Below are 26,929 nucleotides of genomic sequence, written 5' to 3' on the forward strand. Positions count from 1 at the left end.
AATCCGCCCCTTCGAAAACCTCAACGGAGCGAGAGTAAAATGATCAGGAAAGTAATCATCTCGTTGGTGACCATCGCTTCGTTCTCCGCGGTTCAGGCGCAACCGACACAGGAAAGCCCCGGTGCTGATCTGATCGTCTTCAACGCGAAGATCTTCACCGGCAACCGTGCCCAGCCAGAAGCGACGGCGTTGGCCGTCAAGAACGGCCGGATATATTCGGTCGGCCCCGATGCAGCCATTCTCGGGCTGAAGAACGCCACCACCAGGGTCATCGATGCGCATAGCCGCCAGCTGATCCCAGGCATCATCGATGCCCATATCCACGTCCTCAACGACCTGGCCTACAACTACAATGTGCGCTGGGATGGCGTGCCCACGCTACGGGAGGCATTGACGATGCTTCGCGAGCAGGCCGAGCGCACGCCGGAGGGCCAATGGGTCAAGGTGATCGGCGGCTGGTCTCCCTATCAGTTCAAGGAGAACCGCTTCCCAACTCTGGACGAGCTGCGCAAGGCCGGGCCCGACCGTCCAATGATCGTGCAATATGCCTACAACCAAGCCTTCCTGAACAAGCGGGCCATGGAGGCACTCGGGGTCGGCACCGATCGGTTTCCGAAGCTGCCGGACGTCGAATTCGAAAAGGACAGCCGCGGCAACCCCACCGGTGTCGTCCACGGCTACACATGGTTGTTTCTCGCCCTCGAGACCATGGTTCCGCAGCCAAGTTTCGAGGAGCAGGTGAGTTCGGTGGTCTCGAGCGTGCACGGTCTAAACCGGTTCGGCGTGACCACGATCATCGATAACGGCGGCAGATGGGCATATCCTGAGGGTCAGAAGGTCGTGAGCGTGCTGGCACGCGACAGCCGTCTCAATGTGCGTATGCCGTTCGTGGACCTGCAGCTCGGTGCGGGCGGGCAGGTGAACATGGTGGATCTGGAGCTCGAGGCGATCACGAGGACGGCGCCGATCAGCCCGGGACAGAATCTCTATCCCGACCTGGCGCATGGCCTGGAATATCGAGGGGCCGGCGAGGTTCTGAACGGCGACGTGCACGATCATGAGAATTTCGACCGGCCGGCGGTCATCATCGCGCCTGACAAGATGCGGCGCTTCGTCGAGGAGGATGTGAAAAAGCTGGTACGGCATCGCGTCCCGTTCCGCATGCACATCACCTACAACGAGAACATCTCTCCCTTTCTCGACGCCCTCGAGAAGCTGAACGAGACGGTTCCGCTCGATGGACTCCGGTGGAGTCTCGAACATGCCGAGACCATCTCCCCGGAGAACACCGCCCGGCTAAAGAAGCTGGGCGGCGGCGTCGCTCTGGATGGAAAGATGGCCCTGCACGCCGACGGGTTCATCAAGACCTATGGCCGCGAGAAGGCGCTCCAGACGCCGCGTCTGCGCTTGCTCGTGGACAGCGGCATTCCGCTTGCCATGACTACCGACGCCTTCCGGGCGGCGACGTACAATCCGTGGGTCGCTGTGAGCTGGATGGTAACGGGCAAGTCGGTGTCGGGCTCCGAAGCGCTCGCGGCGGACAACCGTCTGACCCGGGCCGAGGCGCTGACGCTGTTCACCAGGGGGGCGGCGTGGTTCGCAAATGCAGAATCCGAGATGGGCGCCATCGCCCCGGGAAATCTGGCGGACTTCGCGCTTCTCGACAGGGACTATTTCTCCGTGCCGGACGACCAGATCAAGTCGGTCACCTCCGTGCTGACGATCATGAACGGGAAGGTCGTCTTCGGCGCACAGGACTATCAGGATCTGTCGCCGGGATTGCCCGCGCCCCTCCCGGCCTGGTCGCCCGTGAAATACTTCGGAACCTATTACGGCGAGAAGTGAAAAGAGGAGGCAGACGCAGCGTCGATCACCGCCGAGCGTTGCAGTCGCAGTCCAGCAAGATCCTCCACCAGCCGAAAGGATTCGTATGAAAGTGCACAAGTTCTCCATGGCCGATGCAGTGTTCGAGCGTTCACCGGGGCAACAAGGCGAGGTCTACGCGGGCAACGTGATCGACCAGCGCCAAGGTGGTCCGATCACGATCGGCTACGGGCGATACGGCGCCGACGAGAGCATCGATGAATCCATCGCCGTCGATGATGTGATGATCATCCTGGAGGGGCGGATTTCCGTGCGTAGCGACGCGGGTACTGTCACGGCTGGTCCCGGTGAGGTCATCTATATGCCCAAAGGTTCGAGCGTGACGATCCGTGCTCACGAAGCCGGAGCAGTCACCGCGTACGTCACTTACCCGCACTGGCAGGAAGCGTGACCCTGTGAAGTGATTCGCTGATCGTCCCTGAAAGGCTGTAGAAGCTGGGCGATGGTGATCAGCCACGTGTGGCTCAGCTTTGCACCGCCGGTCGACTGCGATGGCGGCAGTCTCATGTCCGGATCGCTTCCGCTCCGTCGGTGGAACGTCCGAAGCACTCGATCAGCATCTCGGTGAGCACCCGGACCTTGCGCGACGGGTGTTGCCCGGGAGGCCGGACGACGAAGATGCCGTGCTCGGGGATGGGATAGCGCGGCATCACCGGCACCAAAGCACCCGAGTCCAAATGCTCCTGGATCAGGTCCGTCGGGAGAGCCGCGATCCCGATGCCGGCCAGCGCCGCGGCAACGAGAGCGACGCCATTGTCAGCCTTGAACCGGCCTTGCGGCCGCATCGCTATGACCTTGTCACCATCCAGTGCGGGCCATGTCTCGGTACCCTGCATCAGCGCCTGATGGGTGACGAGCTCCTCAGGCGTTTCGGGTGACCCGTACTTCTCGATATAGGCCGGCGACGCGACATAACTCGCATTGATCGGGCCGATCCTCCTTGCGATCAGGTTGGAATCGGGCAGCTTGCCGACGCGGATCGCGCAGTCATACCCCTCGGCGATCAGGTCGACGAACCGATCCGTGTAACAGGAGTGGATGTGCAGGTCCGGATGGCGCTCCGCCATTTCGGCGAGGACAGGCGCGAAGTGCGTCGGTCCGAATGACAGCGGCGCTGCGACGCGCAGGCGTCCCCGCAACTCCCCGGCCGGGAGGACCGTCTCCTTGGCGAGGTCGATCTCGCCGACAACCCGCGCGGCGTATTCCCGGAACGTCGCGCCGGCCTCCGTCAGCGCGGCGCCCCTCGTGGTGCGGGCGAGAAGCTGGACGCTCAACTCCGCCTCGAGGCGGACGAGCCGCCGGCTGACCATCGACTTGGATATGCCGAGCCGGCGCGAGGCGGGCGTTACGCCTCCCGCATCGGCGACTTCAACGAACGTCCGTAAATCCTCAATATCCATCCAGCGTTCCCCGGGATGCGACACAGCATGTCATCCGGCGATGCTACCGCGCCGGAAATCGGAATGGCAACACCTTGGCGGGACATCGCAAGGATCGGTGCCCCAACGCCCTACCGAACCATTTTTCAGAAGAGACAACCGTCATGACACTCCGCAACGGCCTCGACTCGCTTCTCCGTCCCGAAGATTCAGTGCTCCTCCTGATCGACCATCAGCCCTTTCAGCTTTCCAACGTGAACAGTCACGACCCGCAGGCGGTCGTCAACAACACGACCGCGCTGGCGAAGATGGCGAAGGCGTTCAATGTCCCCACGATCCTCACCAGCGTCATCGCCGAGCGTGGCGGCCTGCTGTTCAAGCAGCTGACCGACCTTTTCCCCGATCAGGAGGTGATCGACCGCACCCTCATCAATACCTGGGAGGACAAGCCGACCGTCGACGCGGTCAAGGCGACTGGCCGCAAGCAGCTCATCATTGCCGGCCTGTGGACTGAGGTTTGCGTCGCGATGCCGGCGATCCACGCGGCCGGCGAAGGCTGGGACGTGACGGTCGTCACCGACGCCAGCGGCGGCGTCTCGGTCGAGGCCCATCAGGTCGCGATCCAGCGCATGGTCGCGGCGGGCGTGAACATGATGACCTGGATGGCGGTGGGCTCGGAGTGGCAGCGCGATTGGGCGCGCACCGACTCCGCGGCGTTGCTGCCGGACATCCTGATCCAGCATGCCGGGGGTTCGGGCATTGCGTATCTGTGGGAGCAGCAGCTCCTCAAGACTCCCGTCGAAACCGTCGCGGGCTGATTGCGGTGAGTGGCGAGTATCGGTCAGGCGGCCTGCGACAGACCCGCCGCATGTCGATGCTCGCCATCATCTTGCGGACCGCGAACACAAGGCGTCTGCGGTCCGGCGACCACGGTCCACGCGACGCTTCCAGTCTGACGCATGGCGGGAGGCGCGTGATCTTCGTTACGGCCGCCTCAGCGATGCCTTTCGCGGCAAGTGCGCAGGTATCGACCAATCTGGAGCGGGCCCCGACGCTGACCATCGAGCGCTATTCGGAGGACTGGTCCGGGCTCGCCGATCCGGGGAACCGCAAAGGGGATTGGGCAGAGCCGCTCAAATATCTCCCGTTGAGCGACGACGGCGCGATTTACCTGACGACAGGCCTCGAGGCGCGTTCACGCTACGAAGGCTATGAGAATGTGAACTGGGGAGCATCGCCGAACGACAGCTATGTCTGGAATCGCGTGATGCCCTACGCCGACCTTCACGTCGGCAAGGTCCGGCTTTTCGCAATGCCGATCCTTTCGGCGATCTCCGGAACGGACAGGCCGAAGCGCGCGGCGGACGCCACCGGCATCGACATGCTGCAGGCGTTCGTCGATGTCGACATCGCGATTTCGGGTAGCGACTCGCTCCGGCTGTCCACCGGGCGGAAGCTCGTCTCGCTTGGATCGGGGCGGTTCATCGACAGGCGCTACGGCACAGGCGTTCCACTGCCCTTTGACGGATTTGAGGCCATCCTCACCGGCAAGACGCGCCGGTTTACCGGCTTCTACCTGCAACCCGTCGACACGAGGCTGCGGGACTTCAACGACCGACGCTCACGCGACAAGGCGGTGTGGGGTCTCTACGCTACACAGTGGCTCGACGCGAAGCATCTGAACGGCTTCGATGCCTATTATATCGGCTTGCGGGATCGAAAGGCGGTCTTCGACCAAGGGTCTGGCCGGCAGCTGACCCACACCTTGGGCGCAAGGATCTTCGGCGACAACGGTGCCTTTTACTGGAATCTCGAGGCCGCGTACCAGCGCGGCAGCTTCGCAGGCCACCGATCCGAGGCGTGGGGCGCGGGGTTCGAGACCGGCTATCGCTTCCGCGACACGCTGCTGCGGCCGGAGCTGGCGCTCACGGCAGACATCGTCTCGGGCGACGCAGACCCGGACGATCCGAAACTCGGAACACTCAATCCACTATTTCCCAACGGCAAGTATTTCGGGGCGCTGTCGCCGATCGGTCCGCGAAACCTTATCCACGTCCGGCCATCGACCACGATCCACCCGCACAAGGACGTAGCCGTATCGCTGACCGGCGTCGGTTATTGGCGCGAGAGCATTCACGACGGGATCTACGCCATTCCCGGGTTGCTGGTGCGCAGCGGCAAGGACAGCGATGCGCGCTTCATCGGAAAGGCGATCGAATTCGCCATAAGCTGGCAGGCGTCACCAAAACTGAACCTCACAGCTTCGCTCAGTGCGTTCGATCCGGGTCCATTCATTCGCGATACCGGGCAGGCCCGGACCATCAAGATGCTCGGGGCCCAGACGACGTTCAGGTTCTGAAGGTGCCGCGCCCCGTTTCACCGACCGCAGCCGCCGAGCCGGCCGGCAACAGAAGTCGAAAGGAACAGTTCAATGGAAATAGGTATCGACAGCTTCGCCGCGATCCTGCCCGATCCCGCGACCGGCACGCTGCCGTCGGCGACCGATCGCATGGCCGATCTGCTTGACGAGGTCGAGGCCGCCGACCGGGTCGGGCTCGACGTCTTCGGCATAGGGGAGCACCACCGCGCCGAATTTCTGGATTCGGCGCCATCGATCATTCTCGCGGCGGCGGCGGCCCGCACCACCCAGATCAGGCTGACCAGCGCAGTGACGGTGCTGAGCGCGGCGGATCCCGTGCGCGTCTTCCAGGAATTCGCCACGATCGATCTCATATCCAAAGGGCGCGCCGAACTCGTCGTCGGACGCGGGTCGTTCGGCGAAGCCTTTCCCCTCTTCGGTCTCGACCCGCGCGCCTATGACGACCTGTTCGCAGAGAATCTCGACCTTTTTCTGAAGCTCGGAGAGACGAGCCACCCGACGTGGCAGGGCCGGTTTCGGCCCGCGCTCAGCGGTCAGGGCGTCTTCCCTCGGCCGCATCAGCGGCGCCTCCCCGTCTGGCTCGGTGTCGGCGGTACGCCGCAATCGTTCGCGCGTGCCGGCACGCTCGGCCTTCCCCTGATGGTGGCCATCATCGGCGGAACCTTCGACCGGTTCAGGCCGGCCGTCGACTATTACCGGGAGGCATATGCTGCGGCAGGGCATGATCCTGCCGGGCTCCGGGTCGGAGTCCATGCGATGGGCTTCGTCGGGGAGACCGATGCCGCGGCGGGCGACGCCTTCTTTCCCGGCTGGTCCCATCTTACCGGCAAGGTCGGACGCGAGCGCGGCTGGTCACCCCCGACGCGCACGCAGTTCGATGAGATGGCCGGTCCCGAGGGCGCGTTCTTGGTCGGCAGCCCGGAAACGGTGGCGGAAAAGATGCTGCGCGCCAGCGAGACGCTCGGCGGCATCTCGCGCATCACCTTCCAGATGAGCACCGCATCGCTCGAGACGGCTGCGATGAAAAGGTCGATCGAGCTCCTGGGGACCAAGGTCGCGCCGATCGTGCGGGAACGCCTGCGGACGGGATGAGCCTTTCGAGCAAGGGACGCCTGAAATGCCAACCCGCTTTAGAAGACGTGGTCGATCCGTCGTGGTCAGGGATGCAGGCGGGGGTCTCGGACGCGAGATCGCGCTTGGCCTTGCCGCCAGGCGCTACATCGTCTTCGGCACCGCCGATTCCGCCCAGGAGGCCGAAAATCTCCGGGGTGCATCCAGCGGACGTGTCAGCCTGGCGGTCTGCGATCTGAGGAATGCGGAGGCAGTCAATGCCTGGGCAGCAGGCATATCCGAGGCGATCGGCGCCTCCGGGCTCGATATTCTCATCAACAACTCGATACACCCGTCGCCAGGTCCCCTCGAACTTGTGACCCTGGACGAGGTCCGGCGGGGATTTGAAGTGCATGTGTTCGGCGGACTGGCGGTGATCAACGCCTTCCTTCCGGCGCTGCGGATGGCGCACGGACGCATCGTGCAGATCAGTTCGTGGGCGGAAGACAGGCCTCGTCATTTCGACGGGGTCCGGGCCGCCTCGCAGGCAGCCATGGAGGCCTTCTCGGCCGCCTGGCGCGCGGAGCTGAAGCCCTTCGGCATCGACGTCATCGTCGCGGCGATTAGTAATCTCGAAGCCGACGGTTCGCGTGCGACCGCGGCATTGGCGCAGATCGACCTGCGCATGACCGCGGTTCAGCGCAAGCTCTATGGTGAGCGCCTGCGCGTCTGTATGGAGGAACTCGCCGGCTCCGCGGCGCGCGGCGAACCAGCCACTGTTGCGGCGCAGGTGGTCGAGCTATCGATCCGGAGACATGTGGCGGCAAGGTCGTCGATCGATCGTGACGCATAACAGGTGATGCGCACCATCCTTCGGGCCCGCGGGCCGGGCCCACGTGCCTCGCACCCGTGACCGCCCGTCAGGGGCGAGCGAGCAGCGCGCGCCCGGAGGCAAGGATCGCCGCCAGAGTTCCCGATTCTGCGACACAGCATCTCGCCTGGCGGTGCTACTGAGCCGGTTGGCGGAATGGTACGCCGCGCTTCACCAATGGAAGGGAAGCGCCGCGTGGACCATATTCTCGTGATCAATAGCAGCACCTCGGGGGAAGGGTCGGTCTCGCGCGCCCTGGTCGAGGACGCCGTGCAGCTGCTGCTGGCGTCCGAACCCGATGCCGTGGTAGCCCGCCGTGACCTAGGCGACGATCCGATCCCGCACCTCAGGCCCGAGACCGTCGCCGGTGTTCGCGCGGTCGCTGCAACCGAGGACGAACTCGTCACCAGGTCGCTGTCGGACGATCTGATCGCCGAGCTCCGGCAAGCGACCGTCCTTGTGATCGGCGCGCCGATGTACAACTTCAGCATCCCGTCGTCGCTGCGCGCCTGGTTCGATCATGTGCTGCGTCCGCGCGTCACGTTCGCCTATAGCGAGTCCGGACCGGAGGGGTTGCTCAAGGGCATCCGCGCCATCGTGATCCAGTCGCGCGGCGGCCTGTACACCGAGGGACCGGCCCAGGTCATCGACTTCCAGGAACCTTACCTGAGGCAATTGCTCGGATTTGTCGGGATCACCGACGTCGCGTTCGTCCATGCCGAGAAGATCGGGTTTGGTCCGGAAGCGCGTGACGCGGCGATCGCGCATGCGCGGTCTCAAATCTCGGCCGCGGTCGCGCGGATTGCTGCCGGCGGGACCGCCGCCCCGGTCCCGCCCGAGGCGGTGCCCGCGGACGAGGCCGTCGACTACGAGGGGCTCCTTGGCGCCAACCTCCAGAGGGTGTTCGGCGAGCGAGACCCATCGCGCCGGCTCAAGGCGATCCGCGAAATCTATGCCGACGACGCTCTCCTCCACGAGCCCGATCGCTCGGTGCAGGGACATGCGGCGATCGCGGGTGCAGTATCCGAACTCCTCGACGGCATGCCGGCCGACTTCACGTTCAGCGTGGTCCGCCCGGGGCTCGGCCACCATAATCTGGGTCGCCTCCAGTGGCGCCTCGGCCCCGCCGATGGGCCCGCCGCGGCGACCGGAACGGACGTGGTCCATATCCGGAATGGCCGTATCCAGACGATCCACGTCTTCCTCGATCGGCCGGAGGGCTGAGCGGTGCCGACGCCGGGTTGACGCTGCGTGTCGTCGGTCAGGCGGCGGCCACCAGGCCGGATGCGTCGTGATTGCAGCTGACCTGCCTCGGCAAAACTTCCCCCAGGAATAAGAAGGATCGACCAGAAGATGGCCACACTGACGACACGGGACGGTACCCGCCTGTTTTACAAGGATTGGGGTTCCCGTGACGCCCAACCAATCGTGTTCCACCACGGCTGGCCGCTGAGTTCGGACGACTGGGACAACCAGATGCTGTTCTTCCTCGGCAACGGCTACCGCGTCGTCGCGCATGACCGTCGTGGTCACGGGCGCTCCGACCAGACCGATGCCGGCCATGAGATGGACACCTACGCCGCCGATGTCGCCGAGCTGGCCGAAGCGCTCGATCTCGAGAATGCGGTGCATATCGGCCATTCGACCGGGGGCGGCGAGGTCAGCGAGGGCCTGATCCGCAACTGGTGGCGGCAAGGCATGATGGGCGGCGCGAAGGCCCCTTACGACTGTATCGTCGCCTTCTCCGAAACCGACTTCACAGAGGATCTGCAGGCAGTCTCGCTGCCCGTCCTGGTGATGCACGGCGAAGACGATCAGGTCGTGCCAATAGAGGCCTCCGCCCGCACCGCGATCAAGCTTCTCCCGAACGGAACCCTGAAGACATATCCCGGCCTGTCGCACGGCATATTCGCGACGCATCCGGACATCATCAATGCCGACCTGCTGGCTTTCATCAAAGGGGAGACCGTCGCGTGAGCACTGTCGAGGACAATCCTGTCGAGCACCGCTTCGAGCTGCCGATTGACGGCACCCACGAAGTGGCCGCAGCCTATTACCGGAGCGATGGCGACAAGGTCGTGTTGACCCACACGATCGTGCCGGAACGCTTCTCCGGCCAGGGCCTCGGCTCGAAGCTCGCCCACGGCACCTTCGAGGCCATCCGCTCGTCAGGGCGCACGGCGGTTCTGCTCTGCCCCTTCATGGCCGCTTATTATGCGCGTCACCCCGAATATGCCGACATCGTGGCATCGGAGAATCCTCGTGATTGAACTGGTTATCGATCAGCGCCGGCGCGACCTTGGCGGCGGCTTCGAGGTCGGCCGCGTCCTGCCCTTCGCCAGGCGGCGCATGGTCGGCCCTTTCATCTTCTTCGACCATATGGGGCCGATCGATCTGCCTCCCGGTCTCGACCGCAAGTTCGATGTCCGGGCGCACCCCCATGTGGGCCTTTCGACTGTAAGCTACCTGTTCTCGGGCGAGATCATGCACCGCGACAGCCTGGGCTATGAGCAGCCGATCCGGCCGCGGGAAGTGAACTGGATGACCGCGGGCAGCGGAATAACGCATAGCGAGCGCTTCGAGCATGCCCGCGCGGTCGGAGACCAACTGCACGGCATCCAGGCTTGGGTCGCGCTGCCCGTGGAGTACGAGGAGACCGCGCCGTCCTTCTCCCATCATTCGGGTACGGACCTGCCGGAGTGGAACGCCAGCGGCGTCGCCGGTCACCTCATTGCCGGCAGCGCCTGGGGTCTCACCGCGGGAGCGAAGACGCACTCGCCCCTCTTCTACGCGCACCTCGAGATGGAGCCTAGTGCGGTCGCCGAGGTGCCCGACAACTACGAGGAACGCGCGCTGTACATTGCGGCGGGCGCGATCGAAATGGGCGGCGCGCGATACGAGGCCGGCCAGATGCTGGTGCTGGGCGCGGGTTCCTCGCACTTCAGGGCCAAGAAGCATTCGACCGTCATGGTCCTCGGCGGCGAGCCGATCGGTGAACGCCATATCTTCTGGAACTTCGTGTCGTCGTCCAAAGATCGGCTCGCCCAGGCGGCGTCCGACTGGAAGGCGGGGCGCATGAAGCTGCCGGATGCCGACGATGCGGAGTTCATACCGTTGCCCGACGAGCCGGCGCCGCCGGTGCGGGGCGCGCCATGAACGGTGCGGGATCGGCCAGTGCCGCGCTTGTCGTCGCGCTCTCCCTTGCCGTCAGCGGTCAGACGGACTCGCCCGCACCGGCGCAGGACGCAGCTGCACCCGCGACCCGCGAAACGGCCCCACAAGCGACTTCCGAGGTCATGGTCATACCATTCGAACTGGCGGACAATCTGGTCCGCATATCGGTGGACGTGAACGGACAGCGACGAAGCGGGGTTCTCGATAGCGGGGCGGGTGCGGTACTCGTCGACCGGCAGGTCAGCCAGGAGCTTGGCCTTGAAGAGGGTACCTCGCCCGGAGAGGCCGCAGGTGGCGGCAACGAAGCGAAGACGCTCGTGCCTGTCACCCTGTCCCGACTGTCAGCGGGGCCGTTCCGGTTCGAGAATCTTGCTGCATACGCTGTGGACCTCCGCAACCTGTCCTCCTCGGCCGGGTTTCCGGTCGATGTGATTCTCGGTGCGCCGGCCTTCCGGAACGGAACCGTCAGCGTCGACTATGTGCGCCGGGAGGTCATTGTCGACAGATCGGGAGCCACGGTAACATGCGAGTCTCCCATCCCGCTGGAGATCGTCCACGAAGGTCCGGTCATCGAGATCGATGTCCGTCCGACTGGCAGCGAACGACCGGTTCGTCTCAAAGTGCTGGTCGACCTGGGCACCCGGCATAGTTCGCTGCTTCTCGGCGGACCCTTCGTCCGTAGCGAGGCGGGCAGGAAGCTGTTCCGGAAAGGGGTCGCGAGGGAAGTCGGGCACGGCGTCGGCGGTGCGGTGAAGGGTGCAACTGTCCGCGTGGCAGAGGTCCGTTCGGGCGCCTTGAACTTCGGTCCGCTCGAGGCCAGCCTTACGTCGGACGTTCCAGCCTTTGAGGGCACCGGAATCGACGGCACGTTGGGCGTCCCGATCTGGAAGGGCGGTGTGATCGCCTTTGACTATGCCGGTCGGCGCCTGTGCATCACGCGACCTGAGGCCACAGGCTCCGCCACTGCCGATGCACGGCGTCGCCATGCAGCCCGGCGCTGAGAAACGGGAAAATATCCAATGGCGGCACTGCGTACCCGGGTCACGGTTTCGGAAACGGGTGAGAGCCCCTTTTCGGTCCAGATCGATATGGGCGCTCACAACATGGTGGGAGATGAACCGGTCGGCGCTGGCGGCGGGGGGCTTGGCCCGAACCCCTTCGAGCTGATGACCGCCGCCTTGGCCGAATGCACTGCGATCACCGTGCGCTGGTTCGCCCGTCAGCAAGACTGGCCGCTCGAGCAGGTCGAGGTGGTGGTCGATCACGCCAAAAAGCTGATCGCGGGCGCGTCGGTCCCCGTCGATGTCTTCGAGAAGACCGTCTTCATCCGTGGCGCCCGGCTCGACGATACCCAGCGCGCGCGCTTGATCGACGTCGCGGGCAAGTGCCCCATTCAACGTGTCCTGGAGGGCATGCCCGTCATCAACACGAAGCTCGGACGGTCGCTTGATGAAGCCTTTGACACATGACCCTCCCTTCACTGGTGACCTGCCGAATTCCATCCGCCGCCAGATAGCCCTCGCGCGCGGCGTCAGCATGGCCCTGACCGGCAGTGTTCCGCCTTTGGCAACACAGCTGCGCAATTCCCAAGCCTAAACAAAGCCGGCACCGCATCCCAGAATATGTCCGAGACATCGTCGCGATTCCGTCGCGACCAGGGAAGGACAAGACAATGATCGATCTGAGTGGAAAGCGTGCGCTGGTTGCCGGTGGATCGCGCGGAATCGGTGCGGCGATCGCGCTGGCGCTCGCCGAGAACGGCGCCGACGTTGCCTTCACGTATCAAAGCTCGGCCGGGAAAGCCGAGACGGTCGCCAGATCGATCGAGGCGGTCGGACGCCGCGCCGTGGCCATTCAGGCCGACAGCGCCGATCCCGAGGCGATCACGCGCGCCGTCGGCGAGGCGGTAGCCGCGCTCGGCGGGCTCGACATCCTCATCAACAGCGCGGCGATCGGCTATTACGGCGCGATCGCCGAACTGGACCTTGGCGAATATCAAAAGCTGATGGACGTCAACGTGCGGGCGCCAATGCTGTTCGCCAAGGCCGCCATCCCCCATCTGCCGACCGGCGGGCGCATCGTCTCCATCGGTTCGGGTCTGGGCGAGCGGGTCCCATTTCCAGGCGTGACGGCCTACGCGGTCTCGAAGGCGGCACTGACGTCGTTCACCCGCGGCCTGTCGCGCGAACTCGGACCCCGGGGCATCACCGTCAATCTCGTGCAGCCCGGCTCGACCGATACGGACGCGAACCCCTCCGACGGCGACGCCGCCGACTTCCAGCGGAGCATGACGTCGCTCGGACGCTATGCCGAGCCGCGCGAGATCGCCAATGCCGTGGTGTTCCTGGCGAGCCCGGCCGCGAGCGTGATCACCGGCGCCGTCCTCAACGCCGACGCGGGCGCGCTCGCCTAGAGCTGCGTCGCGTCCGCCAGCGGGGCAACATCGCCCTGCTGGCGCTCCCATCGAAAAGAGAAGTCCCTGGCTCGGCACCATCTGTCCGATCAGGGGAAAGGAAAGATCATGACGGACACCATGAAGGCAATCGTCCTCCACAAGTTCGGCGGCGTCGACGCATTCGAAATGCGCGACGTCTCCGTGCCGGTTGTCGGACCTCGGCAGGTCCGGGTGCGCGTCCATGCCACCGCCCTCAACCCCCTCGACTATCAGATCCGCCGGGGCGACTATGCCGACCACGTTCCGCTCCCCGCCATCATCGGTCACGACGTCTCCGGGGTTGTGGAAGAGAAAGGCGCGGACGTCAGCGAGTTCGAGATCGGCGACGAAGTCTACTACACGCCCAGGATCTTCGGCGGCCCCGGCTCCTATGCGGAGCAGCACGTCGCCGATGTCGATCTGGTCGCGCGCAAGCCGCACAACATCAGCCATCTGGAGGCCGCCAGCCTGACGCTCGTCGGCGGGACGGTATGGGAAGCGCTGGTGAGCCGTGCCCAGCTTGCGGTTCACGAGACCATCCTGATCCACGGCGGCGCGGGCGGTGTCGGCACGGTGGCGATCCAGCTAGCCAAGGCGATGGGCGCGCGGGTCATCACCACGGCGCGGCGCGGCAACCATGATTTCGTGCGTTCGCTCGGAGCGGACGAGGTGATCGACCACAGCTCCGACGACTATGTCTCGGCAGTGGGAGAACTGACCCGGGGGCAAGGCGTGAACGTCGTGTTCGACACGATTGGCGGCGACACCCTGACGAGGAGTGCGCTCGTCCTCGCGGATGCCGGGCGGGTGGTCAGCATCGTCGACATCGCCCAGCCGCAGAACCTGCTCGAGGCCTGGGGAAAGAACGCCGCCTATCATTTCGTGTTCACCCGTCAGAACCGGGGCAAGCTCGACGCGCTGACCAACCTTGTCGAACGCGGCCTGATCAAGCCGGTGGTTGGCGCGGTGCTTCCTCTGGCTCGCCTGGGCGAAGCGCATGAACTGCTCGAAAGCGGAGGCTCGCGCGGACTTCGCGGCAAGGTGGCGATCGACGTCGCGGGCGGCACTGTCAGGCTTCCGACAGCGCCGCAGGTTGATCGATAGCGACGTCCGTCTCGGGGCCGCCGCGCCACCGTAGCCCGGCAGCTAGGCACGACGAGCTTCGGCCAAGGGCAAGAGTCGTCTGGAGAGCCTTCCACGAAGCGCGAGTGAAGGCGGCGGAGGCAGGGGGAGTGGAGCCGGAGACCGTCGAGCGGATGCCGCATTGGACGATCCATGAGCTGCGCACGATCTTCAACACCCACGCCTGCGAAATCCTGGACGTTCCGCCCCATGTGGCCGATCGCATCCTCAATCACGTCGCCACTGCCGCCCGATCGAAGGTCATGAGAATCTACAACCGGTCGGAGCTGTTCGAGCAGAGGCGCAAGGCGCTCTGCGACTGGGCGCAGCTGCTTACAGACAGTGTGATCGAGCATAAGTCCGAAGGTACAGCGGACGCGGTGCCGACCGCGTGCGTTCCGCTGGCAGCATGAGTTCGTCCGTCAACATAGTCCAGATTCCGCGGATTGCCTGGCTTGCGGCGAGGACCTTCCAATACCGTCGCCTGCTGATAGCTTTGTCAATTTGCAACTGTTTACAATTTTCTGCGGAGCGTGGCGTGGAACTATTCTTGACAGATGTATCGTAACAATTTGATAAAATAAGACGTGTATAAAGTCCGACGGATCGTCGAATCCGTGCGCAACTGACCGTTCGGGCTCGCGCGAGTGGTCCGGGGTGCCGGCCAGAACGTGGCGTATCGATCCGCTGAAGGGGCAAACTGCCGGCGACGGCAGGACGCAAAGCCTCCGGGCTCATGAGCTAGCGGGGCTGCCAGTGAGGGGGCGTATGAGCGGCTGACATAGCGTTTTAGTTGCAGGGGCCGATTGCCATCACGTTCCTGGAGCGGCCGCCCCGAAAATCCCAAAGAGAAAGACTGACGGCAAGCATTGTCGCGGCGCGGTCGCATGCGTCGTCCAAAACAGGGGGGTTATCAGATGAGCAACAGGGGTCGGACAAACGGACGCGGAGCCCGCTCCGGGGTGCTCTCCCTGCGGCTTTTGTGCACGAGCTCGCTTTCCGCCGTGGCGCTTCTGACGCTGCCGTCAATTGCGTATGCGCAGGACGCGAATCGGAACTGGGATGCGAACAGCTCGACGCCCGGCAATGGCGGCACCGGCACTTGGGACACCAGCGGCCTCAACTGGAGTCCGAACACCGATGGCACGAGCGGACCCTATGATAGGCCGTGGGAAAATTCTCCTGTCGACAACGCCATTTTCGGCGGCACCGCCGGCACGGTAACGCTGGGCGTGCCGATCACCGCGCACAATCTCACCTTCAACATTGCCGGGTATACGCTCACCGGCAACACTCTCACGCTTTCCGGAACGACGACACCGACGATCTCCGTTAACACCGCCGTGACCGGCACGGCGACGATCAGTTCCGTTCTTGCCGGCACGAACGGTCTCACCAAGACCGGTGGGGGCGTGTTATTCCTGAATGGCGCGAACACGTTCAGCGGCGGCATAACGCTGAGCGGCGGCACATTGCGCGCCAGCAACAATGCGGCGCTGGGCGCGGCTGGCCCCGGTGGCAATGTCATCACGACCGACGCCAACGCAACGCTGACCATCGATGCGGGCACGGCGGCGGACCGAACCGTGTCGATCGGGGCAGGCACGACGCTCAGCATAACTGCCGGCGGCGCGGGATCGGCGCTGTACACGGGTTCAGGCAACCTCAGCGTGGGTGCCGGGACCATACTCAACAACGACAACAACGACTTCACCGGGACGGTGACGCTCAACGGTATTTTTGGTGTTGCCGGGAACGTCACCTTCACCTCCGTTCGCAATGTTGGACAAGCAAGCTCGCTCGGCGCTGGCGGGACAATTACATTCGAGAGGGGAGACCAGCAGCCCGACAACATCACCTATTCCGGCGTCGGCAACACCTCGAACCGCGATTGGGTGTTCAACGGCGGATCGCTCCGCCGGTTCAACAACTCGGGCAGCGGAGCCCTGACGCTCAGCGGCGGCATGTCTTTGTTGCAAGCCACGGAATTCAACGCCGACACCGGCGACTTCAACCTGCAGGGAGTGATCAGCGGCACCGGCGCAGCTAGCTTCACCGCCGGTTCGGGCCGCACAATCACTCTGGGCACCGCCAACAGCTTCACAGGAAATGCGACCATAAGCGGGGCTGGCGTCGTCGTCGCCACGGCGCTCTCCGACTCGGGAGTGAACAGTTCCCTGGGCGCAGGATCGAACGTCGCTCTTGCAGGCACCTTATCCTATACCGGGTCCGGTGCGAGCAGCAACCGGACCTGGACCAGCAACGGCCTGACCGCAATCCTCAACAACGGCCTGGGCAGCCTCAATCTTACTAACAACCTCTCGTTCGTCGCCGGTGGGACCGATACGCTTACGCTTGGCGGCAGCTCCACCGGAACCAGCACCTTTTCCGGCGAGATTTCCGGTGTCGGCGGCTTGACCCGCGAGGGTTCGGGCGTCTGGGAGCTGACCGGCGCCAACACCTATTCCGGTGCGACGACGGTGAGCAGCGGCACGTTGCGGGCCGGCAGCGCCGGCGCGTTCGGGGCGACAACCGGAATCACGGTCAACGGCGGCACTCTCGATCTCAATGGCTTTGCTCTAGCGACGCCCACGCTCAATGGTACGGGCGGCACGGTTGCGCTCGGAAGCGCCGTACTCACCGTCAGCAGCGCCACGAACAGCTCCTATGCCGGCAGCATCGTCGGCACAGGCGGACTGACCAAGCTCGGCGCCGGCACACTGACGCTCACCGGCGCCAGCACTTACACCGGAGGGACCACGGTCGGCGGCGGGACGCTGGCCCTTGATTTCTCGCCGGCCAGCGGACCGGCCAGCGATCTCCTTTCGAGCGCATCGGCGCTCACCATGGGCGGGGGTACGCTCGCCATCATGGGCGCGGCTGGCGAAGCCAACAGCCAGACCTTCAATGGCCTGACGATCACCGGCGGCAATAACACGATCAGGACCACTTCGGGAGCCGCGGGCAGCCTGACGCTGAACCTCGGGACAATCACCCGCACCGGCGGCCTAGCGAACTTCGTGCTTCCGGGAACGGGCGCCATCACGACCGCGAATGTCGATGGAGCACTCGGCGGCTGGGCGACGGTCAACGGCGCCGACTATGCCAAGGTGGTGGGCGGCAACATCGTCGCCTTCACCGATGCCGATTATACAGACCAGGACGACGCATCGCTCTGGGCGAACGGCCAATTCATCTCCGACAGCGATGGCGATGCCGACAGCTTTTTCGGTACGGTCGGGAGTTCGGTTCAGCTCGGCGGCCTGCAGTTCACGACCCCCGACGCCACGACAACGGTGACGATTGCGGGCGGCCAGACTTTGGGCGTGGACGGATCGATCATCGTCGCGCCATCCGTTTTGACGGACAACCAGACGATCACCGGTGGCAACCTGACCGGCACGGCTGGCGGCGGCGTGCTCGGCGTCCAGCAGAACGGCGCCGGCACCCTGACCATCGCCTCGCAGATCGTCGACAACACCGGCACGGTCGGCTTCACCAAGTCCGGTACGGGCAGAGTCGTCGTCAGCGGCAGCAACAGCTACACCGGCGCGACGACCGTCGCTCAAGGCACGCTTTCGGTCAATTCGATCGGCAATGGCAACACCACGAGTGCCGTCGGTGCGTCGACAGCCGACGCCTCGAACCTGGTGATCCAGGGTGCGGCGCTGGAATATACCGGTGGAACGACAATTTCCGATCGCGGATTCACACTGACGCGCTCGGGCGCGACCACCGCAGGCACGATCTCCATCACGGGCGCGGCGGCGAACCTGACCTTCAGTGGACAAGTCACCAGCCCCGACGCTGCCGGGCTCACCAAGATCGGCGACGGTACGCTGACACTTACCAATGCCGGCAGCGACTATACTGGCATCACCACGATCAGCGACGGCACGCTGGCGATTTCGTCGATCGGCAACGGCGGCGGGGCCAGCACGCTCGGCGCCTCCTCGGCCGCCTCGACCAACCTCGTGCTCCAGACGGGCGGCGAGCTCGAGTATACCGGCGGCACCGCAAGCACCAATCGCGGCTTCACGCTTGGAACCGGCGGGGGCGCGATCGACGTCTCTCAAGGCAGCACGACGCTGACCGTGAGCGGTGTTGCTGCCGGTACGGGGACGCTAAGCAAAAACGGCGCCGGAACGCTCATACTCTCCGGCGTCAACACCTATTCCGGCGGAACCATCGTCGATGCCGGGATCTTGCGCGCCGGATCGACTCAAGCCTTTGGCACCGGCACGATGACGGTGAATGCCGGCGGCACGCTCGACGTGAACAACCAGAGTCTCACGGTCGGGTCGCTCGCGGGCTCCGGGACGGTGACCAATCTCGGAACAAGCGCCCTGACGCTGAGTGGCGGCACGAGCACGTTCAGCGGCGTGATCGGCGGTAGCGGTGCCTTGATCCGCACCGGCGCTGGATTTCAGACATTCTCGGGGTGCAACAACACTTATACCGGTGCCACCACCATCAACAGCGGCACGATCTCTACCAATTGCCTGGCCGACGGCAGCTTCGCCAGCGGCATCGGCGCATCGGGCAACGCTTCCTCGAACCTCGTCTTTATTGGCGGCCGGCTCACGTACACGGGCGCCAACGTCAGCATCGACCGCGGCTTCACCCTGGAGAGCGGGAACAATTTCCTCAACGTGAACGATGCCGCGGCGTCGCTGGAGTTCGAAGGCGTCGTCACCGGCGCCGGAACCCTGAACAAGGAGGGTGCCGGCACGCTCGTGCTTTCGGGGGCCAACACCCATACCGGCAACATCCGGGTCTTCGGCGGCGTGCTGCGCGCGGGGGCTGACAATGCATTCGGTCCGCAGGGTTATATGACGCTGGATAACACCGCCGGCGTACTGTTGGACCTGAACGACAACGATGCCGTGGTGACCGCGTTGATCGGCGGCGGTGCCAATGGCGGCAATATCGACCTTGGCAGTGGTACGTTGACGATCGCCGCCGTCGACGTCCGCTCCTATGCCGGCGCCATCAGCGGGACCGGCGATCTTGTCATGACCGCAAACGTAAACAATGCCGGCAGGGTCCAGGAGCTGACCAGCTGCAGCAGCACCTATGACGGCACTACGACCGTCAGCAGCGGTGTGCTCGCCGTCAGCTGCTTGAACATTGGTGGTGCAGCCAGCTCGATCGGCGATTCAGCCGCGGTGGCGAGCAATCTGGTCATCGATGGCGGCACCTTGCGCTACATCGGCGCCGGCGGAAGTACCGATCGCCTGTTCACGCTCGGTGCCTCGTCGGACAGCAAGATCGAGGCGTCGGGAACCGGGGCGCTCGCCTTCACCAATACGGGCGCCATCGCGTTCGCCAGCCCCGGCACCGCTCAGACCATCAGGCTCGGCGGCACGAACACGGGCAACAACAGCTTCGCGCTTCAGATTACCAATAATGCGGGCGGTGTCACCTCGTTCACCAAGGAAGACGCCGGCACCTGGCGGCTCAGTAACGCGGGCAGCACCTACACCGGCGTCACCTCCATCCTTGGCGGCGTGTTGAGCGTCGACAAACTTGCGAACGGTGGCTTTGCCAGCAGCATCGGCCAATCTGCCTTAGACGCGACCAACCTCGTGATCGGTTCGGGTTCGACCTTACGCTATACGGGCGCGGGAGATTCGACCAACCGCCTGTTCACGCTTCAGACCGGCGTGACCTTCATCGAATCCTCCGGCACCGGGGCGATCGCCTTCACCAATACCGGGATCATGGGCTTCCAGGGGTCGGGCACGCGCATCTTCGCGCTCGGCGGCACCAATACCGGCATCAATATCATGGGCGTCAGCATCACCGACGGTACGGGTGGCTCGACGACGGTTGCGAAGAACGATAGTGGCAACTGGTATCTCACCGGCAACAGCACCTACACCGGGCCGACCAACGTCAACGCCGGCACATTGTTCATCGGCAACGGCGGCACCACCGGCTCGATCACCAGCAGCATCGTCAACGTGACCGGCTTCGGTGCGCTCGGCTTCAACCGCTCGGACACGGTGACCTATGCCGGCACCATCCAGGGTTCCGGCGGTGTGACCCAGGCGGGCACCGGCACGACGATCCTCACTGGTAACAGCACCTATACCGGCGGCACCACGATCAGCGCGGGCACGCTCCAACTCGGCAACGGCGGCACGGCCGGTTCCATCGTCGGCAACGTGACGAACAACGGCGCGCTGGCGTTCAACCGCAACAATGCCTATACGTTCGGCGGAACGATCTCCGGCACCGGTGTCGTTCGGCAGTCGGCGGGCACGCTCTCCCTCACCGGCAACAACAGCTACACCGGCGCGACCGACGTCACCGGCGGCACGCTGCTGGTCAATGGCGACCAGTCGGCGGCGACGGGAGCGACCGCGGTCGCGTTCGGCGCGACGCTCGGCGGCACCGGCATCATCGGCGGCAATGTCACGCTTGCCGACGGCGCAACGCTAGCAGCGGGCAGCAATGGTGTCGGCACGCTCACCATCAACGGCAATCTGGCGCTCAGCGCCGGTTCGGTGCTCGACTTCGAGTTCGGCGAGGCCAACGTCGCGGGCGGCAGCCTCAACGATCTCGTCGAAGTCGGCGGCGATCTGGCGCTCGACGGCACGATCAACGTCACCGTGCCCGCGGGCGGCAGCTTCGGCCCCGGCATCTACCGCGTGTTCAACTATGGTGGTGCGCTCACCGACAATGGCCTCACCCTCGGCACGATGCCCGGCGGCATCGCCGTCTCGGTGCAGACTGCGATCGCGGGACAGGTCAACCTGGTCAACACCGCGGGTCTCACGCTGAGCTTCTGGGACGGCAATGCCGGGCCGAAGAACGACGGCACGGTAAATGGCGGCGACGGCGTGTGGCGCATTGGCGGCGGCTCTAGGAACTGGACCGACCAGAACGGCGCGATCAACGCCGACTATGCCCAGGACAGCTTCGCGATCTTCTCGGCCGCGCCGGGAACCGTGGCCATCGACGATGTCGGCGGGAATGTTCAGGCGTCGGGCCTGCAGTTCGCGAGTGGCGGCTACACGATCACCGGCGATGCGCTGACGCTGACCGGTGGCCAGGCGATCGTGCAGGTCGGCGACGGCAGCGCCGCGAGCGCGGGCTATACCGCGACCATCGCCTCCGAGCTCACGGGGACGGCGGGCCTGGTCAAGATCGATGCCGGCACGCTCGTGCTGACGGCGGCCAACAGCTATGCCGGCGGCACCACGATCAACGGCGGCACGCTGCAGATCGGCAATGGCGGTGCGACCGGCAGCATCACCGGCGATATCGACAACAACGGCGCGCTGGTGGTGAACCGCTCGGGCGCTCTCACGCTCGACGGCACGATCTCGGGCAGCGGCTCGCTGACCAAGACCGGGAGCAGTGTCCTGACGCTGACCGGTACCAACAGCTATAGTGGCGGCACGCTCGTGGACAGCGGCACGGTGCAGATCTCGAGCGACGCCAATCTCGGCGACGTGGCGGGCACGCTCTCGCTCCAGGGCGGCACGCTGCAGGCCGGCGCTTCGTTCACCTCGGCGCGCAACATCCTGCTGGGCAGCCCGGACTCCAACAGCATCGACTCCCAAGGGTTCGACGTCACCCTGACCGGCACGATCGGGGACGGCCCCAACAATTCTGCCGGGAATTTCGTCAACAAGCTCGGCTCGGGCACGCTGACCCTGACGGGCACCAACACCTACAACAACCGGACCGTCATTGCCGGCGGCACATTGGCGCTGGCGGGTGCCGGCACGATCGGTTCCGGCAACCTCGTGGTCGCGTCGGGAACGGTCTTCGACATCTCCCAGACCGACGTCGGCGCGCGGATCATCCAGCTCAACAGCGGCTCCGCCGGCACGATTGCCTTGGGCTCCAAGACGCTGACGCTGGGCTTCGGCAACTCATTCAGCGACTGGTCGGGAACGATCACCGACGGCGGCATTGGCGGCGGCACCGGCGGCAGCGTCGTGATCGCGGCGCCGAACGGCGCGGTGCGCTTCTTTGAAGCCAACAGCTACACCGGCGGCACCACGGTCGCCGCAGGGACGCTCGCGCTCGACTTCGACGGCTCGCTCTACGCCGGCGGCGCGGTGACCGTGAACGCCGGTGCCGCGTTCGCCATCTCGGGCCTCGCCGGAACCGGCACGACGATCGGCGACCTTGCCGGCGCGGGCACGGTCGCGCTCGGTGGCAAGACGCTGACCTTCGGCACCGCCAACGACACGGTCTTCTCGGGGGCGATCACCGGCACCGGCGGCGCGCTGGTGAAGAACGGCACGGGCATTTTCACGCTCAGCGGCACCAATAGCTATACCGGTGCGACCGACGTCACCGCCGGCACGCTGCTGGTCAACGGCAACCAGTCGGCCGCGACTGGGCTCACCAGCGTCGCCTCGGGCGCAACGCTGGGCGGCACCGGCACGATCGGCGGCGATGTCATCGTGGCGGACGGCGCCACGCTGGCGCCGGGCGCCGGCAGGGCCGGGGCGCTCACCATCAACGGCGACCTGTCGCTCGGCTCGGGCTCGAGCCTTGCGTTCGAGTTCGGTCGGGCGAACGCGCCGGGTGATCCGCTCAACGACGTGGTCAATGTCGGCGGCGATCTGACGCTCGATGGCACGCTCAACGTCGCGGTCACGCCGGGCGGCACGTTCGACATCGGCCTCTACCGGATCGCCAACTACAATGGCACGCTCACCGACAACGGCCTCGCGCTCGGCACGCTGCCGGCCGGCGCCGACGTGTTCGTGCAGACCGCGGTCGCCAATCAGGTCAACCTGATCAATGTCGGCGGCGCGACGCTCAACTTCTGGGATGGCGCGGCCGGGCCCAAGTTCAACGGCGCGGTCGATGGCGGCAGCGGCGTGTGGCAGAATGGCTCCAGTAACGACAATTGGGCCGATGCGACCGGTGCGGTCAACGCCGGCTATGACGACGGCGCGTTCGCCATCTTCACCGGCGCTGCCGGAACGGTCACGGTCGACAACGGCCTGGGCGCGGTCACCGCGTCGGGCCTGCAGTTCGCGGTCGATGGCTATACCATTGCCGGCGACGCGCTGACTTTGACCGGCCCGCAGTCGGTGGTCCGGGTCGGCGACGGCACCGTGGGTGGGGCGGGCTACACCGCCACCATCGGCGCCGAGCTCACCGGCGCCGCGCAATTGGTCAAGACCGATCTCGGCACGCTCGTGCTGACCGGGACCAACAGCTACACCGGCGGCACCGCGATCAACGGCGGCACGGTGCGGATCTCGGTCGACGCCAATCTCGGCGCGGCCGCGGGCGGCCTCAGCCTCAACGGCGGCACGCTCAATACCACTGCTGACCTGAGTTCAGGCCGTGCGGTCGAGCTTGCCGGGGCAGGGACCTTCCTGACCGACGCAGGTACGACGTTGACTCTCGGCGGCGCCGTCACTGGCGCAGGCAGCTTGACCAAGAGCGGCGCCGGCACCCTCGCCCTCACCGGAACCGGCACCTATGCTGGCGCGACCAGCGTCACCGCCGGCACGCTGCTGGTCAACGGCAACTACGCGGGCGCGACCGGTGCGACCAGCGTCGCCTCGGGCGCGAGCCTCGGCGGCACCGGCACGATCGGCAGCGACGTGACGCTCGCCGATGGCGCGACGCTGACGCCGGGCGCCGGCGGGGCAGGGACGCTCACCGTCAATGGCGACCTGTTGCTGGCGGCAGGCACGACGCTCGCCTACGAGTTCGGCGCGGCCAATGTTGCCGGCGGCGCGCTCAACGATCTCGTCAGTGTCGGCGGCGACCTTGTCCTCGACGGCACGATCAACGTCACCGTGCCGGCCGGCGGCGCGTTCGATGTCGGCGTGTACCGCGTGTTCAACTATGGCGGCACGCTCACCAACAACGGCCTGACGCTCGGCACGCTGCCCGGCGGCAGCAACGTCGAGGTGCAGACCTCGATCGCCGGCCAGGTCAACCTGGTGAACTCGGCGGGCCTCACGATCAACTTCTGGGACGGCGCGGCCGGACCCAAGAACAACGGCGTGATCAACGGCGGCACCGGCACCTGGCAGGCGAGCGGCGGCAACGACAACTGGACGGACGCCAGCGGAAACGTGAACACCGCTTATAGCGACGGGGCGTTCGCGGTGTTCGGCGGCACCGGCGGCACGGTCACGGTCGACAACGGCCTCGGCCAGGTGACCACGGCGGGCATGCAGTTCGCGGCGAACGGCTATACGATCACCGGAGGCGGCGTGGCGCTGACGGGGCCGCAATCGACCATCCGGGTCGGCGACGGCAGCACCGCAGGCGCCGGATTTACCGCGACCGTCAACGCGGTGCTCTCGGGCGACACCCAGCTGGTCAAGGCCGATGCCGGCACGCTCATCCTCGGCGGCACCAACAGCTATACCGGCGGCACCGCAATCAACGGCGGCACGGTGCAGATCTCGGCCGACGCCAATCTCGGCGCGGCGAGCGGCAATGTTACGCTCGACGGGGGCACGCTGGCGACCAGCGCCAATGTCACCAGCGCGCGCGACATCGTCATGGCGGGTGCCGGCACGATCTCGACCGCAAGCGGGACGACGTTCACCTTCAACGGCCTGCTATCGGGCACCGGCGCGCTCACCAACCGGGGTGGGGGCACGCTGCTGCTGACCGGCAACAGCTCGGGCTTTGCTGGGAGCACACGGGTCGAGGGCACGATGATCGTCAACGGCAGCCTGTGCGGCGACGTGAACGTCGCCGCAGGCGGCCGCCTCGGCGGCACCGGGACCGTCTGCACCACCGTCAATGCCGGCACGGTCGCGCCGGGCAACTCGATCGGGACGCTGACGGTCGCCGGCACCTATACCGGCTCGGACAGCGTGCTCGAGATCGAGACCGAGCTGGGGGGCGATGCCTCACCGACCGACCGGCTCGTGGTGACCAACGGCACGGCGGGATCGACCACAGTGGAGGTCATCAACGTCGGTGGCCTCGGCGCGCAGACGGTCGAAGGCATCAAGATCGTCGACGTAACCGGCGGCAGCTCGGCGGGCACGTTCACCTTGCGCGGGGACTACAGTTTCGAAGGCAGCCCGGCGGTGATCGCCGGCGCGTTCGGCTACCGCCTGTACCACGGGGGCGCCGCCACCCCGACCGATGGCGACTGGTACCTGCGCTCGGCGCTGCTCGATGCGCCGAACGCGCCGCAGGCACCGCTCTACCAGCCGGGCGTGCCGCTGTACGAGAGCTATGCCGGCAGCTTGCAGACGCTCAACCGCCTGGGAACCCTGCAGGAGCGGGTCGGCAACCGCCAGTGGTCGGGCTTCACCCAGGGCGGCGTCGGCATGTGGGGCCGCATCGAGGGCACCCGTCATCGGCCGGAAGCGGCATTCTCGACCAGCGGCACCGACGTCGACACCAACAGCTGGCAGATGCAGGTCGGGTTCGACAAGGCGCTGCTCGATGGCTCCGCCGGCACGCTGATCGGGGGCATCAACGGCCGCTACGGCACCGCCGATGCGCATGTCCGCTCGCGGTTCGGCAATGGCGAGATCGACACCAAGGGCTATGGCGTCGGCGCGACGGTGACCTGGTACGACAGCACCGGCTTCTATGCCGATGCCCAGGCGCAGGTCAGCTGGTATCGCAGCGACCTCGACTCGACCGTGCTCGGCGAGCTTATCGACGACAACCACGGCTCGGGCGAGGCGTTCAGCCTTGAGGTGGGCAAGCGTGCGCCCCTGGGCGGGGGCTTGAGCGTCACCCCGCAGATCCAGATGGCCTATTCGAACGTGCGGTTCGATAGTTTCGCCGACCCGAACGGCGCCGCGGTCTCGTCCGACCGGGCCGACAGCCTGCGCAGCCGCTGGGGCATCTCGGTGGACCATCAGCAGACCTGGGACGGCGCCAGCGGCGCGCGGCAGAGTCACCTCTATGGCATCGTCAACCTGAACTACGAGTGGCTCGACGGCGCAGTTGCCGACGTCTCCGGCACGCCGATTGCGCGCCGCGACGACCGCTTGTGGGGCGAGGTCGGGATCGGCGGCAGCTACAGCTGGTCGGGCGGCCGGTTCACGATCTTCTCCGAGGTCTCGGCCGAAACCGCGATCAACAACTTCGGCGACAGCAACAGCCTGCGTGGCAATGCCGGCTTCCGGATGCGGTTCTAGGCCGCATTCGGAACGCTTGCCGCATCAACCGACGTCAAACCACAAGAGCATATCCGGAGAGAATAGATGGTCACCGCGCCGAAACCCGATCTGCCGCTGCTCTACAAGGAGCTCGTGCCGCTCAACACCCACAGCACGCTGCATGGCGCAGCCGCACGACCGACAAGGCGACATGGCTCGCGAGGGCATCACTTCCGCCACAATGATCTCTACGTCTTATATTGGGCCGCTAGCTGCCTGTCTGCTTCTGGGCGGTAAAATCGTGAACGCGGACATGCCGCTCGCCAGATACCGTCGAATACCACTGCGGCCGCCTGTTGTTCAGGTCAGTATCGTCCATATCGCCAAATGATTGATGATCCATACCGTCCTCCGGAGGCATTCGCATTGTTCGGAACGACCGACAGAATTGTGAGAGACGCGAAATTCAAACATTGAAACAATTTAGCATTTTGTAGCAGGAGGGAGCTGGACGTCAGCGTCTTCGCTAATCTGGGCAAAGCGGCAGCCGGGGGGCTG

General features: G+C 65.5%; 17 protein-coding genes and 1 riboswitch. Of the genes, 16 read left to right on the forward strand and 1 reads right to left on the reverse strand.

The window, feature by feature from the left end; translation table 11 throughout:
* Positions 1-39: 39 nt before the first annotated feature.
* Together ACMGDH_RS01190 and ACMGDH_RS01195 are read left to right on the forward strand one after the other, a co-directional pair.
* Positions 40-1,845, forward strand: coding sequence for an amidohydrolase (locus ACMGDH_RS01190; protein ID WP_436826092.1), 1,806 nt, complete (start codon positions 40-42; stop codon positions 1,843-1,845).
* Positions 1,846-1,930: 85 nt separating this feature from the next.
* Positions 1,931-2,275 (forward strand): AraC-like ligand-binding domain-containing protein, encoded by a 345-nt coding sequence (locus ACMGDH_RS01195; RefSeq protein WP_436826093.1) that lies wholly within the window; start codon positions 1,931-1,933, stop codon positions 2,273-2,275.
* 112 nt (positions 2,276-2,387) lie between these two features.
* Here the strand turns inward: ACMGDH_RS01195 and ACMGDH_RS01200 are convergent, their stop codons facing one another.
* On the reverse strand, positions 2,388-3,284 hold the full coding sequence (locus ACMGDH_RS01200) for a LysR family transcriptional regulator (RefSeq protein WP_436826094.1): 897 nt from the start codon (positions 3,282-3,284) through the stop codon (positions 2,388-2,390).
* A 143-nt stretch (positions 3,285-3,427) separates the two neighbouring features.
* Between ACMGDH_RS01200 and ACMGDH_RS01205 the strand changes: the two genes are divergently transcribed.
* The 14 genes from ACMGDH_RS01205 (at position 3,428) to ACMGDH_RS01270 (ending at position 26,410) form a co-directional block, all read left to right on the forward strand.
* A complete protein-coding gene (locus ACMGDH_RS01205) occupies positions 3,428-4,081 on the forward strand; it encodes a hydrolase (RefSeq protein WP_436826095.1) in 654 nt (217 codons plus the stop codon).
* Positions 4,082-4,131: 50 nt separating this feature from the next.
* Positions 4,132-5,622: an alginate export family protein gene (locus ACMGDH_RS01210; RefSeq protein WP_436826096.1), complete on the forward strand. Its 1,491-nt coding sequence runs from the start codon at positions 4,132-4,134 to the stop codon at positions 5,620-5,622.
* A 72-nt stretch (positions 5,623-5,694) separates the two neighbouring features.
* Positions 5,695-6,735 (forward strand): LLM class flavin-dependent oxidoreductase, encoded by a 1,041-nt coding sequence (locus tag ACMGDH_RS01215; protein ID WP_436826097.1) that lies wholly within the window; start codon positions 5,695-5,697, stop codon positions 6,733-6,735.
* Between the two features lie 25 nt (positions 6,736-6,760).
* A complete protein-coding gene (locus ACMGDH_RS01220) occupies positions 6,761-7,546 on the forward strand; it encodes an SDR family NAD(P)-dependent oxidoreductase (RefSeq protein ID WP_436826098.1) in 786 nt (261 codons plus the stop codon).
* Positions 7,547-7,759: 213 nt separating this feature from the next.
* Positions 7,760-8,788 (forward strand): NAD(P)H-dependent oxidoreductase, encoded by a 1,029-nt coding sequence (locus ACMGDH_RS01225; protein WP_436826099.1) that lies wholly within the window; start codon positions 7,760-7,762, stop codon positions 8,786-8,788.
* Between the two features lie 129 nt (positions 8,789-8,917).
* A complete protein-coding gene (locus ACMGDH_RS01230) occupies positions 8,918-9,541 on the forward strand; it encodes an alpha/beta fold hydrolase (protein ID WP_436826100.1) in 624 nt (207 codons plus the stop codon).
* Complete coding sequence (locus ACMGDH_RS01235) at positions 9,538-9,834, forward strand: GNAT family N-acetyltransferase (protein ID WP_436826101.1); 297 nt, start codon at positions 9,538-9,540, stop codon at positions 9,832-9,834. Before ACMGDH_RS01230 ends, ACMGDH_RS01235 begins: the two co-directional genes overlap by 4 nt.
* Positions 9,827-10,720 carry a pirin family protein gene (locus ACMGDH_RS01240; protein ID WP_436827198.1) on the forward strand — a complete coding sequence of 298 codons (894 nt, stop codon included), beginning with the start codon at positions 9,827-9,829 and terminating at the stop codon, positions 10,718-10,720. The genes ACMGDH_RS01235 and ACMGDH_RS01240 overlap by 8 nt, the downstream gene beginning before the upstream one ends.
* Positions 10,717-11,739, forward strand: coding sequence for a retropepsin-like aspartic protease (locus tag ACMGDH_RS01245; protein ID WP_436826102.1), 1,023 nt, complete (start codon positions 10,717-10,719; stop codon positions 11,737-11,739). The genes ACMGDH_RS01240 and ACMGDH_RS01245 overlap by 4 nt, the downstream gene beginning before the upstream one ends.
* An 18-nt stretch (positions 11,740-11,757) precedes the next feature.
* Complete coding sequence (locus tag ACMGDH_RS01250; protein ID WP_436826103.1) at positions 11,758-12,207, forward strand: OsmC family protein; 450 nt, start codon at positions 11,758-11,760, stop codon at positions 12,205-12,207.
* 203 nt (positions 12,208-12,410) lie between these two features.
* A complete protein-coding gene (locus ACMGDH_RS01255; protein WP_436826104.1) occupies positions 12,411-13,151 on the forward strand; it encodes an SDR family NAD(P)-dependent oxidoreductase in 741 nt (246 codons plus the stop codon).
* Between the two features lie 108 nt (positions 13,152-13,259).
* Complete coding sequence (locus ACMGDH_RS01260) at positions 13,260-14,276, forward strand: zinc-dependent alcohol dehydrogenase family protein (protein WP_436826105.1); 1,017 nt, start codon at positions 13,260-13,262, stop codon at positions 14,274-14,276.
* A gap of 104 nt (positions 14,277-14,380) precedes the next feature.
* On the forward strand, positions 14,381-14,707 hold the full coding sequence (locus tag ACMGDH_RS01265; protein ID WP_436826106.1) for a site-specific integrase: 327 nt from the start codon (positions 14,381-14,383) through the stop codon (positions 14,705-14,707).
* A gap of 271 nt (positions 14,708-14,978) precedes the next feature.
* Positions 14,979-15,052: riboswitch (cyclic di-GMP riboswitch) on the forward strand.
* 246 nt (positions 15,053-15,298) lie between these two features.
* Entirely contained in the window at positions 15,299-26,410 is an 11,112-nt protein-coding gene (locus ACMGDH_RS01270; RefSeq protein WP_436826107.1) for an autotransporter-associated beta strand repeat-containing protein, read from the forward strand.
* Positions 26,411-26,929 lie beyond the last annotated feature (519 nt).

Source organism: Sphingomonas radicis (assembly GCF_051400635.1).
In the GTDB taxonomy this organism is placed as follows: domain Bacteria; phylum Pseudomonadota; class Alphaproteobacteria; order Sphingomonadales; family Sphingomonadaceae; genus Sphingomonas.

Excerpts from the sequence above, each read along its gene's own strand:
- ACMGDH_RS01215 (WP_436826097.1), top strand. The coding sequence starts at position 5,695 with ATGGAAATAGGTATCGACAGCTTCGCCGCGATCCTGCCCGATCCCGCG.
- ACMGDH_RS01220 (WP_436826098.1), top strand. The coding sequence starts at position 6,761 with ATGCCAACCCGCTTTAGAAGACGTGGTCGATCCGTCGTGGTCAGGGAT.
- ACMGDH_RS01250 (WP_436826103.1), top strand. The coding sequence starts at position 11,758 with ATGGCGGCACTGCGTACCCGGGTCACGGTTTCGGAAACGGGTGAGAGC.
- ACMGDH_RS01230 (WP_436826100.1), top strand. The coding sequence starts at position 8,918 with ATGGCCACACTGACGACACGGGACGGTACCCGCCTGTTTTACAAGGAT.
- ACMGDH_RS01195 (WP_436826093.1), top strand. The coding sequence starts at position 1,931 with ATGAAAGTGCACAAGTTCTCCATGGCCGATGCAGTGTTCGAGCGTTCA.
- ACMGDH_RS01260 (WP_436826105.1), top strand. The coding sequence starts at position 13,260 with ATGACGGACACCATGAAGGCAATCGTCCTCCACAAGTTCGGCGGCGTC.
- ACMGDH_RS01205 (WP_436826095.1), top strand. The coding sequence starts at position 3,428 with ATGACACTCCGCAACGGCCTCGACTCGCTTCTCCGTCCCGAAGATTCA.
- ACMGDH_RS01200 (WP_436826094.1), bottom strand. The coding sequence starts at position 3,284 with ATGGATATTGAGGATTTACGGACGTTCGTTGAAGTCGCCGATGCGGGA.
- ACMGDH_RS01245 (WP_436826102.1), top strand. The coding sequence starts at position 10,717 with ATGAACGGTGCGGGATCGGCCAGTGCCGCGCTTGTCGTCGCGCTCTCC.
- ACMGDH_RS01255 (WP_436826104.1), top strand. The coding sequence starts at position 12,411 with ATGATCGATCTGAGTGGAAAGCGTGCGCTGGTTGCCGGTGGATCGCGC.
- ACMGDH_RS01210 (WP_436826096.1), top strand. The coding sequence starts at position 4,132 with ATGTCGATGCTCGCCATCATCTTGCGGACCGCGAACACAAGGCGTCTG.
- ACMGDH_RS01190 (WP_436826092.1), top strand. The coding sequence starts at position 40 with ATGATCAGGAAAGTAATCATCTCGTTGGTGACCATCGCTTCGTTCTCC.